Raw genomic sequence first — 15,486 nt, 5'->3', positions numbered from 1 at the left:
TTTGAGTTTATTAGGATCTAGGCGGAAATATACCTTCAAGACAAATAATATAATTTACTGCTATAAAAGGCTGCATGTTATCATGAGCAGCTCCGTTTCCTGATTTGTTAACAGTGATAGTATCTGTAGGCATTGCATTGTTTTTAATATCACTATAGGTATTCCCATCAGCTAAATAATGATTTGCTGCTTTTGTATATGTCTGACTCCCTCTTTCAAGTGGAGAAGCTACTTGAAGACTAGCGTCATGACTATGACTAGGCATTTCCTCTAGAGATAGATTTACTTTTTCTTTCCCACCTTGATCTCCTACTTTATAATTAGAAAGTCCATTACCTTGTCCAGCACCAATAGGCGTTATTCCTCTAAAGTCTGGTAGCGCAAATGTAGATCTTCCGTCACCTCCATAAGTGGTTCCTATCAAAGAAAATAGTGCCGAATTTTCCGCTATTGATAGCAATTGTCCATGGCAAAAAAGCCATCCGCTTGGAGCAAAATTACCTGCAAATATTTTTATAATTCCTATATAATCTTCCATAGTATTTTACTTAATAGTTATTTCTTCCAATTTAATTTTTACAGCCTCACCTTTAACAGCTTCAATGCTATAAGAGCCATATTTATCTAAGGTGAATATAAATTCACCTTTACCGTTATAGCGGCAGTATGCTTCTGTAGTTGCCACTCTAATTAATAATCCAAACTCGCCTCCAGGAATCGGATAATTCGGAATTTTATCTGTTCCTAAATCAATAAAAGTGACATTACTGGCAGAAATACTTAAATAAGCATTTGTTATATCTTTAATAGTAGTTGTGTCATGATTTAAAATCGGGTAATCATGGCGTTTTCCATTTTTTGTGTAATAGAGCAATCCCTGGTCATGGAAATCATTTTTAATAGTAAGTGTATACATTTTGTAGGTGTTTATTTCGTCAAATCTATAAACACCCTATAAATGCTGAAATACGCATTTTTAGCAATTATTACGTAGGGGTACGTAGTGTCTAAATACACTATTAACCTGCTACTAACATTGATTGTAACTAATAGGAAGAAACTACGGTAAGGACATGGTTATAAACCAAGAATAAATGCTTTATATTTTTCAGACCAAAACGCTAAAGATGTGTTGTTAGATGCTAAGTCTAGCTTATGAATAATGTTGCTGCGGTGTTTTTCAACCGTGCGAACAGAAACACTAAGTTCATTTGAAATTTTACCAGAAGTATAGCCTTGTGCTATTAATCGAAGTATGGTTCGCTCTGATGGAGTTAGACGTTTTATTTTTTTTAATTGCGGATTTATATCCTCGTCCAAGACTTCATTAAACGTTTTACTAAAATAAGTCCCACCTTTTAATACCTCTTGTAAACAGTGGTCTAATTCTTCAAAAGGTTCATCTTTTAATAAATACCCTTGAATTTGAAGTTGCTCTGCCTCTAAGATGATACGCTGTTCTTTGTATGATGTTAGTAAGATAAATTTGGTTGGAGAGTGATTTGCTTTTGCTTTTTTAATAACCTCAATACCAGATAGTATAGGCATTTCTATATCTAAAATAGCAATAGTGGGTTGTTGTTGAATAATTAAATTTAATGCATCTAAACCTGTTTCTGCTTTTCCAGTAACTTGATAATCTTTAGATTCTAGCGTTTCTACCATTCCTTTTAACAATAAAGGGTGGTCATCGGCTACAATTATTGTTGCGTTTTTATTTAAGTTCTGCACGGTATAGTTGCTTTTAAAATAGTTCCTTCAGAAGGTTTACTTTCTATTTGAAGGTTTCCTCTTAAAATTAGAATTCTTTCGGATAAGGTTTTAAGACCTAAACTTTTTGAAATTTTCATCTTATTAAGATCGAAACCTACACCGTTATCATTTATTCGTGTAAAAATAAGATTTTCTTTTACTTTTATCGAGATGTCTACAGAACTGGCTTTAGCGTGTTTAATAATATTACTTAAGCTTTCCTGCATAAATCGATATAAGTGAACGTGATCATTTTTATTTAAAAGATGATCAATGTTGTCGATTTCTACTGTAAAAAAAATGTCTGTGTCGTTATCTAGGTCATAAATAAGCTGGTTAAGACTAGATGTAAGTCCTAACTCATTTAGTAGGGGAGGATATAAGCCTCTAGATATGGCTCGCACTTCTTCCAAAACGCCATCTGTTAATTGGGTGAGTTGGGTGTGTGCTATGTTTTGTGTTTTCCTTTTAATAAGACTTAATTGTTGTCCTACACCATCATGTAATTCTCTTGCGATACGTGTACGTTCTGCTTCTTGTCCTAATAAAAGGTTTCTTGAAAATTCTTTTTGTGTTTTCTGTTTTCTTTTTTCATACTTTTTAGACATTAAAAGGTAAAGAATTATGAAAATAGAAATTAAGCTTAAGCCCCCAAAGATTAACCATTGGGTTTTTAGTTTGTTTTCAGTAGAAAGTAACTTGATGTTTTTTTTCTGTTTAGTAATTTCAAAATCTTTTTTCTCGATGTCAAATAAACTTTGAACATAATCAAAGCGTTTTCTGGTAGTGCGTTGGTGTAACGAATCTTTTAGATAGGTGTAATTTTTATAATGTTGTAGGGATTTTGTGTGGTTGCCTAATTGCTCATAGGTTTTAGCTAATAATTTTTCAAACTCTAAAATATTTGCTGCTTCTTTAGCTTTTTTTACGGTATTAAAAATTGGTAGAATTTGCTGTTTTGTTTCTTCATATTTTCTATGAGCATATAAATTTGTGCCATGTGCTAAACTGTAGTAAGTGTCTAAAAAGCTATTGTTTTTATAATTACACATTAATTTTTTTAGAACAATTAAGTGTTCATCCGAATTTTTTAAGTCGTTATTCCTAGCGTAAATGTAAACAGCACAAGCGTAGCTAAGCACTTTTAAGATGCCCTTATTTTCTGTATTTATTTTATTTACTTGTGCTATCGCTTTTTGAGCATGTAAAATCTCGTTTCCTTTTTTGTCTTTTTGTGTAGAGGCATCAATGGCTGCAGTAATGTGAGCCATAACAACAACATCTTTTGTCCCTATTAACGGTTCTAGTTTGAATATTTTTTCTCGTACTTTTTCAGCTTCATTATAAAGCCCATTAGTGCCAAATAATCGGCTAAGTCCGTTTAATGACCATAAATAAGATATGGTGTCTTTCTGATACTGAAAAATTTCACTGGCTTGATTAAAGTATTTAGCGCCATTTACAATATCTTCTAATTTCGCGCTATTTTGCCCTGCTACTAAGTAAGTGTAACCGTATTCAAATAAAGAGGAATCTTTTTCTGTATTAAATCGTTTAATGTTTTCATTGAGAATGATTAACGATTGGTGGAACTTTTGAAGGTATGTCGCCGCTTCAGCATAATTAATGTAAAACTTAGTAATCTGCTCTACATTGGTGCATTTATTTATGTTAGACTGGAAAGATTCGCCTATTTGAAAAGCTTTTACATTATTAACACTATTGAAAGTATAGTGCTTAATGCATTTATTTGCATATAATAATGCGCTATTATAATCTTGGTGCTTTAAAGCAAAATCTATTTTGTTTTCAAGAAATTTAATAGCCGTACTGTCTAAAACATTTGTTTCAGATAAAACAATATGGTTTAATGTTTTTAGTTGACTGTTAGCAGAGTTTGCTGTTTTAAGCTGTTTGTTTAAAAGGACTATATCTAGTGTGTCTTGGCTGTAAACAAGCCAAGACACACAAAGCAAACAATATGCAAGTAGTTGCTTTTTGATAGATGCTAAAGTATTTATTTCTTCTCAATCCAAAGTCTAGCATTCACAAAGGCTTCTAACCAAGGTGTTGCTTCGTCTTTTCTGTTTTCTGGGTAATTTGCCCAGTTCCATTGGAACGTAGAACGTTCAATATGTGGCATAGTTACTAAATGACGCCCAGTTTTATCACACAACATCGCCGTGTTATAATCAGAACCATTGGGGTTATTTGGGTAGCCTTCATAACCGTATTTTGCAACAATGTTGTACTGGTCTTCTTTTTCAGGTAAGTTAAATTTACCTTCCCCATGAGAAATCCAAACCCCTAATTCTGTTCCTGCTAAAGTAGAAAGCATCACCGAATTATTCTCTTGAATTTTCACAGAAGTAAATGAACTCTCGTGTTTTTGAGAATCATTATGGTGCATTTTTCCGTGTACCTTATGTTCTGGATGAATTTCTTCCAATTCCATGAATAACTGACACCCATTACAAATTCCAACAGATAAGGTATCTTCTCTTTTGAAGAAATTTTGAATCGCTTTATTGGCTTTTTCATTGTATTTAATAGCACCGGCCCAACCTTTGGCAGAACCTAAAACATCAGAATTAGAGAAACCACCAACAGCGCCTAAAAACTGAATATCTTCAAGAGTTTCACGACCAGAAATTAAATCGGTCATGTGTACATCTTTCACATCAAAACCAGCTAAGTACATAGCATTTGCCATTTCACGTTCAGAATTCGACCCTTTTTCACGTAAAATTGCTGCTTTCGGACGGCTACCAGCTTTGATGCTTGGTAACTTCCCTGTAAAGTGTGCTGGGAATGTATACTGTAAAGGTTGGTTTTTATAGTTGTCAAAACGCTCTTGTGCTAAACCATTAGCGGTTTGCTTTTGGTCTAATAAGAAAGACGTTTTGTACCAAACATCTCTAGTTTCAGCAATATCAAAGCTGAAATTATCATCGTTATTTTTAATGTTGAGATTTCCGGTGTCATTAGCAGAACCAATATTGAAAAACTGGATGTTGTTTTCAGCTAAAATAGTTTCTACTGAAGCATCCGCTTGAAAAACGAGTCCGCTATTTTCAGAAAATAAAACTTTAATAGAATCTTCTTCATTTAAAGCAGAGATATCTAAATCGGCACCTAAATTCACATCAGCAAAACAAAGTTCTAATAAAGTGGTAATTAAACCACCAGAAGCCACATCGTGTCCTGCTTGAATTTTATCAGCTTTAATTAAACCTTGAATCGTGTTGAATGTTGTTTTAACAAAAGCAGGATTCTTCACATCAGGCGCATCGCTACCAATGGTATTTAAAACTTGGTTGAAAGAACTTCCACCCAGTTTAAATTCATCTTGAGAGATGTTGATGTAATAGATGTTTCCACCGTTTTGTTTTAAAACAGGCTCTACCACTTTAGTAATATCGTTACAGTTGGCTCCAGCCGAAATAATCACGGTACCAGGAGAAATTACATCACCATCAGGGTATTTTTGCTTCATGGAAAGTGAATCTTTTCCTGTTGGAACATTCACACCTAAATCGATAGCAAATTCTGAAACCGCTTGAACCGCTTCATATAAACGCGCATCTTCTCCTTCGTTTTTACAAGGCCACATCCAGTTAGCTGAAAGTGAAACCGATTGTAAACCATCTTTTAAAGGCGCCCAAACTAGGTTAGTAAGCGACTCGGTGATTGAGTTTCTACTACCTGCTTGCGGATTAATTAATCCAGAAATAGGGGAGTGCCCAATGGTTGTGGCCACACCTTCTTTACCTTTAAAATCTAAGGACATCACACCCACGTTGTTTAACGGAATTTGTAACGGTCCAACACACTGTTGCTTGGCTACTTTACCACCAACACAACGGTCTACTTTATTTGTTAACCAGTCCTTACAAGCCACAGCTTCTAACTGCAAGACTTGGTTTAAGTAAATTTGTAAGTTTTTGGTTTTGTATCTTGAATTCTTGTATTTTCTAGTAACTGTTTTATCAGTTAAAACGGTTTTAGGAGAACTACCAAACATATCTTCCAAAGCTAAATCCATTGGCGTATTGCCTTTGGTTTTAGACTGAAAAGTAAAACGGTCATCACCAGTAACATCACCTACGGTGTACATTGGCGAACGCTCACGATCGGCAATTTTATGTAAAGTTTCAATATGTTTTTCAGCAATCACTAAGCCCATACGCTCTTGTGATTCGTTTCCAATAATTTCTTTATCAGATAAAGTTGGGTCACCAACAGGAAGGGCATCTAAATCGATTTTTCCACCAGTATCTTCTACCAATTCTGAAAGACAGTTTAAGTGTCCGCCAGCACCATGATCGTGAATAGAAACGATAAAGTTTTCATCGCCTTCCACCATACCACGAACCGCATTAGCAGCACGTTTTTGCATTTCTGGGTTAGAACGTTGTACTGCGTTTAATTCAATTCCAGAAGCAAAAGCTCCTGTGTCAGCCGAGGATACCGCAGCACCACCCATACCAATACGGTAATTTTCACCACCAAGAATCACTATTTTATCACCTGCTTTTGGTGTGTCTTTTAAAGCTTGTTCGGCTTTACCATAACCAATACCACCAGCCTGCATAATTACTTTATCGAAACCTAATCTTCTAGCAGTAGATTCACTTACCGAAGCATTTTCATTATGTTCAAAAGTCAATACAGAACCTGTAATTAATGGCTGGCCGAATTTGTTTCCAAAATCTGAAGCACCGTTAGAAGCTTTAATTAAAATATCCATTGGCGTTTGGTACAGCCAATCTCTAGCTTCAAATTTTTGTTCCCAAGGTCTGTTTTCTTCCAAACGTGAATACGAGGTCATGTAAACTGCTGTTCCAGCTAAAGGAAGCGATCCTTTTCCGCCAGCCAGTCTATCTCTAATTTCTCCACCAGCACCAGTTGCAGCACCATTGAAAGGTTCCACAGTAGTAGGGAAGTTGTGCGTTTCCGCTTTAAGCGAAATCACAGAATCGAAATCTTTAGTTTCGTAAAAATCTGGAATATCCGCACGTTTTGGTGCAAATTGTTCCACTTTTGGGCCTTTTATAAAAGCCACGTTATCTTTATATGCCGAAACAATATCGTTAGGATGTTGTTTCGATGTTTCTTTAATAAGTTTGAATAATGACGTTGGTTTCTCTTCGCCATCAATCACAAAAGTTCCATTGAAAATTTTGTGACGACAGTGCTCTGAGTTCACCTGTGAGAATCCGAAAACTTCAGAATCGGTTAACGGGCGCCCAATTTTCTTAGCCACACCTTCTAAATATGCTACCTCTTCATCGCTTAATGATAACCCTTCTTGGTTATTATAAGCCGCAATGTCTTCAATGTTTAAAATAGGTTCTGGCTGAATATCTATGGTAAATGATTCTTGATTTAAACCGTTGAATTTTTCAGAAATCATCGGGTCAAAATCTGAAAAACCTTCAGAAACCGCTTGAAACTCCTCAACTCTAATGATGTCTGAAATTCCCATGTTCTGAGTAATTTCAACAGCATTGGTACTCCAAGGTGTAATCATGGCTGCGCGGGGCCCAACAAAAAAAGCATCCAATGATGCTTGTTCTATTTTTGGCTGATTGCCAAATAACCATTCTAATTTAGAAATGGTTTCAGTTGATAATTCTTTTGTTGCTTGAACAGCAAATACTTTGCTGGTTACGTTTCCAAAGAAATGAATCATTATATCTTGATTTGTGTTATTAAAAAGAAAGCACAAATTTACTGCTTTTTAATGGAATTTTAAGCAAAAATATAAGCTAGTACATTGTGAGTTATTTACAGGGTTTTGAACATAAAAAAAATCAAATAAACTTTCTGTTTTGGGCGTTACCCAAGGGTCGCGCTTTTCGCTATATCTTTTTAAATTATTCAGTCTAAGATTTTGTGATGAATCATTTTAGGAGTATTTTGGTGTCACATAGAAATTTCGTTTGTTTAAGATTTAAAAAGGATGCCGCTGCAATCGCTAACGCGGGTGCGTTTGTTGTTTCTAGTGAGCGACTTAAATGATGGTTCATTTTGAAAGTTCTGTGAGAACTAAAAATACTTACGTATAATGTGTATAACGTCGGTATAGTAGGAGTAGCCAAACATATTTAAATGGACTAAAAGAAAATAGAGTTGATAAATTTCTATGCGTTTTTGATTGAAATGTTCTAGTTCAGCTTCCTGTAAATACGCTTCATAAAACTCTTGGTCAAAACCACCAAAGAGCTGACTCATAGCAATGTCAATTTCATAATGCCCATAATAAGCAGCCGGGTCGATGAGGTAGGGCACATCGTTTTCAGAAATTAAATAATTACCGCTCCATAAGTCGCCGTGAATTAAGCTTGGCTTGATGTTTTCAAAAAGAGGTTTTAAAACCGAAAGGATTTGGGCTTCGCTAGGCGTTTCACTTGGTTTTAATAAACTTTTTTCAGTGGCTAATTTTAGCTGCGGAAGTAAACGCTCATAGGTGTAAAATTCTAACCAATTGTCGTGTTCGGTATTGCTTTGAGTGAGTTTACCAATGAAATTGTGGTTGGAAAAGCCAAAGTTTTCTTGTGTGGTTTGGTGCAATTGGGCGAGTTGTTTGCCTAGTATTTTAAAATCGGAAGCATCAGCAGTTTTGGTCGGGATATAGTCTAATAACAAAAAGGCTAGATTGTTGAAAGCTCCACAACCCAGGATTTCAGGTGTTTTTATGGTATTGGTACTTCTGATTTCTTTCAAAGAAGCGGCTTCGCTCTGAAACATATCTAAAGCATAATCGGCTTCATTAGTTTTTAAAAAGTAAGCATGGTCATCACTACTAATTTTATAGGCATGCGAAATATCGCCACCTTGTAAATCAATGACATGGTGGATGGGTTTGTTTAAGATTTCAGAGATATGTGTTCGTAATGCCGAGTCCATGTATTAAAAATACAAAGAATCGTAGAGTTTCAAAATCTAGAGGTGAGTTTTTGTTGAAATTAACATGATTTCGATTTAAAACCTGAAGGGTCTGGTTACGTCAAAAATGGCGCAGTCGAGATTTGTTTTTGCCCCCGACGAAGATAAACAACATCTTTTCTATCTAATAGATAACCTTGTTAAGGCCTCTAAATTATAGGCTATTTAAAAACGAAAAAAGCCTTTACATTTCTGTAAAAGCTTTTCTAAATTATTTTTTCACTCTTACTGCTACTAGGAAATCCTAGCGGTAGCCGTCGTGGTAAACTTGCATCATTAGGGGTATTACGCTTTTTTCTCCAATAAAGCCATATAAAATCCGTCAAAACCAGATTTATGAGCCGATACTTTTTTGTCTTTCACTAAAGAGAAATTAGCTCCTGCTTCAGATTTTAAGAATTTAGCCACCTGTAGCTGATTTTCAGAAGGTAAAACTGAACAAGTCGCGTAAACCATTTGTCCGCCAGCTTTTACCATGCGAGAATACTGTTGTATAATTTCTTGCTGTGTTTTTCTTATTTTATCAAGAAAATCGGGCTGTAACTTCCACTTAGCATCAGGGTTTCTGCGTAAAACACCAAGTCCAGAACATGGAGCATCAATAACCACGCGGTCTGCCTTGTCGTAAAGTTTTTTAATAACTTTTGTAGAGTCAATAGCGCGAGGTTCGATGTTATGAGCACCATTACGTTTTGCTCTACGTTTAAGTTCATTTAATTTATTGGCATAGATATCCATGGCAATAATCTGACCTTTATTTTCCATTAAAGCAGCAAGGTGTAATGTCTTTCCTCCAGCACCCGCACAAGTATCTACCACGCGCATACCAGGTTGAACATTTGCAAACTCAGCAACCAATTGCGACGAGGCATCTTGAACTTCAAAATGTCCGTTTTTAAAAGCTTCTGTAGAGAAAACATTAGCACGTTCTCTAAGTTTTAAAGCACTTGGATACCCTTTTATGAATTCTGTTTCAATATCTAAATCAAAAAGTTCAGTTTGTAATTTTTCTTTAGTTGTTTTAAGGGTGTTTACTCTTAAAATCACATCGGCTTGCTCGTTAAGGGCTGCCATTTCTTTAGACCAAAATTCTGCTCCTAATTCTTTTTCTCCAATTTCGTCCATCCAATCTGGAATAGATTCTTTGAATTTTCTAATTTGAGAAAGTTCATCAAAACGGCCTTTTATTTTTCTAGTAGGTGTATTTTCAAAATACTTCCAATCTGGTAAAGTGATACCTTTTAGAGTTGCCCAAACGGCAAACATACGCCAAAGGTTATCTCTATCAAAAGGTGCTTTTACCTCTGCAATTTCAGCATATAATCGTTTCCAACGTACAATATCGTAGGTCGTTTCAGCAACAAAACCTCTGTCTCGAGACCCCCAACGTTTATCGCGTTTTAAAAGTTGTTGAATGACTTTATCGGCATACTTTCCTTCGTTAAATATTAGGGTTAAACCATCAATAACGGCAAAGCTTAAATTTCTGTGTATTCGCATCGTGTAAAATAATATGGCTGCAAAGTTACATTAAAAGCGACGAATTCACGACTATTTTAATTTTTACTATTTTTAATTGTAAAAGAGCGCAAGTTTTTAAAAGTTTTGGCATCTAAACTTGTTCAAGTTTAATTTATTTTATTTGATCGAAAGCGAATTTATAAAGGGGTTAAAAAGTGAAAACGCCAATGCTTATGCTAAGTTGTTAGAAGACTTTCAGCAGAAAGTATTCGCAACCTGCATATCATTCATCCCTAATAAAGAGGATGCAGAAGATGTTGCTCAAGATGTTTTTATTGAAATTTTTAAATCCATTCATAAATTTAAAGGCGATTCAAAATTATCAACATGGATTTATAGAATTGCTACAAATAAATGTTTGGAGTTTATAAGAAAACGAAATACTAAGAAACGCTTCGCTTTTATGCAATCAATTTTAGGTCATGATATGCCTTTAGACCGAAGCAACTATTTTACTGAATTGAATCATCCTGGGATTATTTTAGAAAATAAAGAACAGAGTGAAACCTTGTTTCGGGCAGTAAATAAATTGTCTGAAGATCAAAAAGTCGTTTTTACCTTGCATAAAATAGATGGAAAAAGTTATCAGGAAATTAGTGAGATTGTCGATAAGAGTTTATCATCAGTAGAATCATTAATGTTTCGTGCCAAAAAAAGTTTGCAGAAATTGCTAACAGATTACTATGAAAATGAAATGAATTAATAAGCGCTAAGCGTGAAAAGATAATAAAAATGTTTTTTAACGCAAGTTTTAATGAAAAATAGCATCTAAAAAGATATTAGAAATAGTTATGGAGATCAATACCAACATACAGGATAAAATTAATGAAACTTTAAATGCAGCAGATGCTATTGAAGCTGTAAATGTTTCGCCTTTTTTTAAGGATAAAACCATGCACAAATTATTTACAGAGAAGGAAGAGCGACATTTCCTTACATCGTGGTTGACATCATCATTACAGCTAGCTGTATTAGTTTGTATTGTGGTTTTAAACATCGTAGCCTTTAGTAAAATGCAAACTGAAAGCTATGATGAAAATATTAGTGAGTTTGCAGAAACTTATGGTCTGGTAATAAGCGATAATTCAATATTATAATTTGACACAATGAAAAAAAACTTACTCTTATATATATTACTTTTTTTTCTAATAGTTGTTAATGGTTTTTTCTTGTTAGATTACATGGGGAAATCTCAACAGGAGAAAAAGGCTGGTGGTAAAACTCCTATGGAGTTTATTGTAAAAGAATTGAAGTTTAGTGAAGCTCAGTTGAAGGATTTCAATCGTATTAATAAAAATCAACGTAGGGAAATGGATGCTATTGACAATGCTTTAAGAAGAACGAAAGATGCCTTGTTTGAAAAAGTTACAAGTGAATCCATTCAAAAAAGTAAAATAGATTCTTTAGCAATTGTGATAGGAGAAAGTGAGAAAACTAAAGAGTTGTTAGTTTTTAATCATTTGAGAAGCATTCAAGAGCTGTGCAATGAGAAGCAAAAGCAGAAGTTTAAGAGCATATTAAAGGATGCTTTACATAAGGGACGTGGTGTGAAGGAGCCACGTGATCCGTCAAAATTTCAAGGACCTGATGGGTATAGACCACCACCGCCTCGCCATTAATATAGGTACTCTCTTTCTCTTAATTTCATTAATAGTAATCAAGGCTCTTTTTAATAAGGGCTTTTTTTTGTGTTTTTTTTAACATGGTAAGGAACAAGTTGTTTCTAAGGAGTGCATCTAAAAGTACGTAACAATAAAAATTTGAAACATGAAAAGTAACTTATTTACAACATTAGCAATCGTATTTGGAATTACAGTATTAAGCACTACCACCGCATTCTCACAAGGGCGTGGGGAGCGAAAAGGACCTCCAGAATTTAGTGAATTGTTAGAAAAGCTAGATGAAAATGAAGATGGAAAACTTTCTGAAAGTGAAGTTAAAGGCCCTTTAAAGGATCAATTTTCTGAAATAGATACCGATGAAGATGGTTTTATTACAGAAGAAGAATTTAAAAACGCACCAAAACCACAGGGTAGAAAAAGAAATTAGTCAAGTAAGTCCTATTAAAATATGAAAACAGCCGTTAATAAGAATTTATAGTAGAGTAATGAAGCAAAGGAAGTTTGTTATAGTACTTATTGGAATGATCATATTAACATTGGTATTAAATGTTTTTATGATTTTCACGCTGTTTTCATGATAGGGATTTGGGGATAACCTAATGACCATTTAAAAGGAATTAAACCAAACCATTAAGAACTTATGAGAAATAAAATAAATGTAATATTTGTCTGCGTAGCTTTATTTTCTTCACCAGACTTTAATCTTAGGTAAAGCTTCCCTATTTTTATACAAAATTTTTATAGATGAAATACTTTAGCCTATTCGCTCTGTTACTGGTTCTTTTTAATTGTAAAGAGGAAAACAATCGTCCTGTTGAAACTTCGATAGAATCACCTGCAGGAATGCCTGCAAGTATTCATGAAGATAGTTTGACCGTATCAGAAATTCATATTGAAGAACCTATCATTCTTAAAGATGTTAATGTTGTTCAAGTTGAGGGCATTTTTCGTGATGCAGATTATAGTATTCGAACGATAGAAATTTTAAAAGATAAAAGCTTAGCATTTGCTGCAAATGATGGTGTTTTTGGAATGAACAGTCTAAAAACAGGCATGTGGCAAACGTCAATCATGACTCGTGATAACACGACTTTGAACTTTAGAGCCACGGCTCATACCGCCCACGATTTTTTTATGTTAACGACTGAAAGTCCTGCTTTACTATATAAAACAGGTGATAACGGCAATATGGTTTTAGTATACCAAGAAGCGGGTGAAGGTGTTTTTTATGATGCCATGACGTTTTGGGATGATCAAGAAGGTATTGCCATAGGTGATAGTGTTGATGGCTGTATGTCGGTTATTATCACAAGAGATGGTGGAGCAACTTGGAAAAAGTTAGATTGTTCGCAGCTACCAGGAACCGAAGCAGGCGAGGGGGCATTTGCAGCGAGTAATACTAATATTAAAACTTTAGGAGATAAAGCATGGTTTGGTACTACACACGGAAATATTTATTATACAGCAGACCGCGGTAAAACTTGGTCGGTGACTAAAACAGACATAGCGAGTGCCGAAGAAACCGAAGGTATTTATTCGATAGATTTTTACGATGAATTGAATGGGTTTGCTATTGGTGGTGATTATACTAAACCAGAAGGCAATGCAGCCAATAAAATACGAACATCCGATGGAGGTAAAACTTGGACTCTAGTAGCGCAACATCAGGAACCGGGATACAGTAGTTGTGTGCGTTATGTGCCTAGAGCAGGAGGTAAAGCCTTAGTAGCTTCTAGTGCTAATGGTATTTTTTATAGTGTAAACTCAGGAAGTACGTGGAAAGAAGTTACCGAAGCTGGTTTTTATTCTTTACGTTTTTTAAATGACTCCGTAGCTTATGGTACTGGTGCGGGAAAAATTTCTAAGTTAACGTTTAAAGATAGTCTGAATTAAGATTTTTCTTTTCTACGCTTCTTAAACTCTTCAAACATTTTACGCTTAAAGTCTTCTTCGGAAACCTTAAGCAAAATGATTTTTTTAGGCGGAAGAATTTTAGATAATTCCTTTGAAAAATCCATTTCAAGCTCGTGGAGTTTTATTTCAGAGTCATTTAGCTTGTCGATTAAAACTTGAGCATCTTCATCGGTCATGGCTTCAAAGTTAGATTTTATTTCATTTCTAATGCTTCGTATTTCTTCATGTTTAATTTTACTTCTGTTGTCTTCATAAGTATTATAAATAGGCCAGAATTCCTGTGCTTCTTTAGAAGATAAGTTAAGTTTTTCAGTGATATATGCGACTTTAAGTGATTTTATGTGGTCTTTTTTGTTTTTCTGTGCCAACATGGTTAGCGATGAAAATAAAACTAGTATAAGGAGTAACTTTTTCATGTGTTTATATTTATTGTTTTTCAGTAGTCATACTTAGACTGCGCAAAGCACGACATGTTACTTTCATAATAGACATTCGATTGGGTGTCGAATTCTGGTTATGGAGGTTTCATGGTAATTTATTCGGTTAACAAATTTTCAATATCAGCATGGTTTAATAAATAATCTTCGATGTTTTCATCATCAAAAACCGATTCAGATAAAACCGTTTCATCCAATTCTTCAACTGTAAATAGAGTGGCTAATTCCGAGGTGCTGATGTCTTCATAAATAATATAGTTTTCAACAGTTTGTACATCTAAATTATTAAAACTTGGTTTGTTGCTTTCAAAAACAGATAAGTTAAATAAAAGCAATACCGCTGCAGCAATACTTGATGCAAATAAAATTGTTTTTTTATTAAAAATCGGAATAACTTTCGCGGTTTTTTCACCGTTTTCAATACGCTTAATAATTCGCTCATCAACGGTGTTGAAGTAGTCTTTAGGTACTTTAAATCCGTTTTCTGCACCAGTGTCTAAAGTCAAGTTGTTTTTGACTTGGCTCATGATTTTATCATCAAGCGTATCAAAATAGCCTTCAGGAACTTTAAAGCCAGTAGATTTATCGTTATGTAACTTATTTGTTTTCATCTTATTTATAAGACTCTGTTTTTTTGTAAAGGTTTAATCTTGGGTGAGATAAGCTTCGATTTTTTTCACTGCAATGTGGTATGATGCTTTTAAAGCGCCTTCACTAGTTTCTAAAATTTCTGCCATATCTTTATATTTAATGTCTTCAAAATATTTCATATTAAAAACCAATTGTTGTTTTTCTGGTAAGGAGGCAATAGCTTGTTGTAATTTGAGCTGAATATGATCTCCCTCAAAATAAACATCAGAAGCTAAATTATTTATAGTTGCGTTTTGAAGTTCTTCGTTTGTGATTTGTAATTGCTTGGCCTTTTTACTCAAAAAGCTTAACGATTCGTTGGTGGCAATACGATACATCCAAGAATACAATTTGCTATTGCCTTTAAATCCATTGATATTTCTATAAATTTTGATAAAGGTGTTTTGCAGTACATCATCGGCATCATCATGGGACTTTACGATATTACGAATGTGCCAATACAAACGTTCCTTATATAAGTTTAGTAAAACTTTAAAGGCCTGTTCTTTTTGGTTTTCAGATTTGAGTTGTTCTAAAAGTATCGTTTCGTCTGTCACGAATTGCTATTTGTTGCTTAGACTTTTAAAATTACAGAAAGTTTAATGGAGTTGATGCTTTTTGATTAAAAACTTAGTTTTCTACTTTAAAACTATTGGAGT

At 34.4% G+C, this 15,486-nt stretch carries 15 protein-coding genes; 5 read left to right on the top strand and 10 right to left on the bottom strand.

From position 1 onward, the window contains the following. Window positions 1-10: 10 nt before the first annotated feature. The 7 genes from Q4566_RS07735 to Q4566_RS07705 form a co-directional block, all read right to left on the bottom strand. Window positions 11-538 carry a phage tail protein gene (locus tag Q4566_RS07735; protein ID WP_303420066.1) on the bottom strand — a complete coding sequence of 176 codons (528 nt, stop codon included), beginning with the start codon at window positions 536-538 and terminating at the stop codon, window positions 11-13. 6 nt (window positions 539-544) lie between these two features. Continuing rightward, entirely contained in the window at window positions 545-916 is a 372-nt protein-coding gene (locus Q4566_RS07730; RefSeq protein WP_303420065.1) for a hypothetical protein, read from the bottom strand. A gap of 161 nt (window positions 917-1,077) precedes the next feature. Beyond that, window positions 1,078-1,731 carry a response regulator transcription factor gene (locus Q4566_RS07725; protein WP_303420064.1) on the bottom strand — a complete coding sequence of 218 codons (654 nt, stop codon included), beginning with the start codon at window positions 1,729-1,731 and terminating at the stop codon, window positions 1,078-1,080. Continuing rightward, complete coding sequence (locus Q4566_RS07720; protein ID WP_303420063.1) at window positions 1,719-3,719, bottom strand: sensor histidine kinase; 2,001 nt, start codon at window positions 3,717-3,719, stop codon at window positions 1,719-1,721. Before Q4566_RS07720 ends, Q4566_RS07725 begins: the two co-directional genes overlap by 13 nt. A gap of 50 nt (window positions 3,720-3,769) precedes the next feature. Continuing rightward, window positions 3,770-7,447 carry a phosphoribosylformylglycinamidine synthase gene (gene purL / locus Q4566_RS07715; RefSeq protein WP_303420062.1) on the bottom strand — a complete coding sequence of 1,226 codons (3,678 nt, stop codon included), beginning with the start codon at window positions 7,445-7,447 and terminating at the stop codon, window positions 3,770-3,772. Window positions 7,448-7,803: 356 nt separating this feature from the next. Then, window positions 7,804-8,664, bottom strand: a complete 861-nt coding sequence (locus tag Q4566_RS07710; RefSeq protein WP_303420061.1) for a fructosamine kinase family protein — start codon at window positions 8,662-8,664, stop codon at window positions 7,804-7,806. A 324-nt stretch (window positions 8,665-8,988) separates the two neighbouring features. After that, on the bottom strand, window positions 8,989-10,203 hold the full coding sequence (locus Q4566_RS07705) for an RsmB/NOP family class I SAM-dependent RNA methyltransferase (RefSeq protein ID WP_303420060.1): 1,215 nt from the start codon (window positions 10,201-10,203) through the stop codon (window positions 8,989-8,991). A gap of 142 nt (window positions 10,204-10,345) precedes the next feature. On the opposite strand from Q4566_RS07705, the gene Q4566_RS07700 reads away from it, so the two are divergent. The 5 genes from Q4566_RS07700 (at window position 10,346) to Q4566_RS07680 (ending at window position 13,739) form a co-directional block, all read left to right on the top strand. Beyond that, entirely contained in the window at window positions 10,346-10,927 is a 582-nt protein-coding gene (locus Q4566_RS07700) for an RNA polymerase sigma factor (protein ID WP_303420059.1), read from the top strand. A gap of 88 nt (window positions 10,928-11,015) precedes the next feature. Next, window positions 11,016-11,321, top strand: a complete 306-nt coding sequence (locus Q4566_RS07695; RefSeq protein WP_303420058.1) for a hypothetical protein — start codon at window positions 11,016-11,018, stop codon at window positions 11,319-11,321. A gap of 84 nt (window positions 11,322-11,405) precedes the next feature. Next, window positions 11,406-11,843: a hypothetical protein gene (locus Q4566_RS07690; RefSeq protein WP_303420057.1), complete on the top strand. Its 438-nt coding sequence runs from the start codon at window positions 11,406-11,408 to the stop codon at window positions 11,841-11,843. Window positions 11,844-11,991: 148 nt separating this feature from the next. Beyond that, entirely contained in the window at window positions 11,992-12,273 is a 282-nt protein-coding gene (locus Q4566_RS07685; RefSeq protein WP_303420056.1) for an EF-hand domain-containing protein, read from the top strand. Window positions 12,274-12,590: 317 nt separating this feature from the next. Beyond that, on the top strand, window positions 12,591-13,739 hold the full coding sequence (locus Q4566_RS07680) for an oxidoreductase (protein WP_303420055.1): 1,149 nt from the start codon (window positions 12,591-12,593) through the stop codon (window positions 13,737-13,739). Here Q4566_RS07680 and Q4566_RS07675 read toward each other — a convergent pair. The 3 genes from Q4566_RS07675 to Q4566_RS07665 form a co-directional block, all read right to left on the bottom strand. Continuing rightward, complete coding sequence (locus tag Q4566_RS07675) at window positions 13,736-14,176, bottom strand: sensor of ECF-type sigma factor (protein WP_303420054.1); 441 nt, start codon at window positions 14,174-14,176, stop codon at window positions 13,736-13,738. The two genes, Q4566_RS07680 and Q4566_RS07675, sit on opposite strands and share 4 nt — an antisense overlap. 119 nt (window positions 14,177-14,295) lie before the next feature. After that, a complete protein-coding gene (locus Q4566_RS07670; protein WP_303420053.1) occupies window positions 14,296-14,808 on the bottom strand; it encodes a hypothetical protein in 513 nt (170 codons plus the stop codon). A gap of 33 nt (window positions 14,809-14,841) precedes the next feature. After that, window positions 14,842-15,384, bottom strand: a complete 543-nt coding sequence (locus Q4566_RS07665) for an RNA polymerase sigma factor (RefSeq protein WP_303420052.1) — start codon at window positions 15,382-15,384, stop codon at window positions 14,842-14,844. Window positions 15,385-15,486 lie beyond the last annotated feature (102 nt).

Origin of the sequence: Tamlana sp. 2_MG-2023 (assembly GCF_030548465.1) — a bacterium.
In the GTDB taxonomy this organism is placed as follows: Bacteria; Bacteroidota; Bacteroidia; order Flavobacteriales; family Flavobacteriaceae; genus Pseudotamlana.
This window is presented reverse-complemented; position numbering and strand designations above follow the sequence as displayed.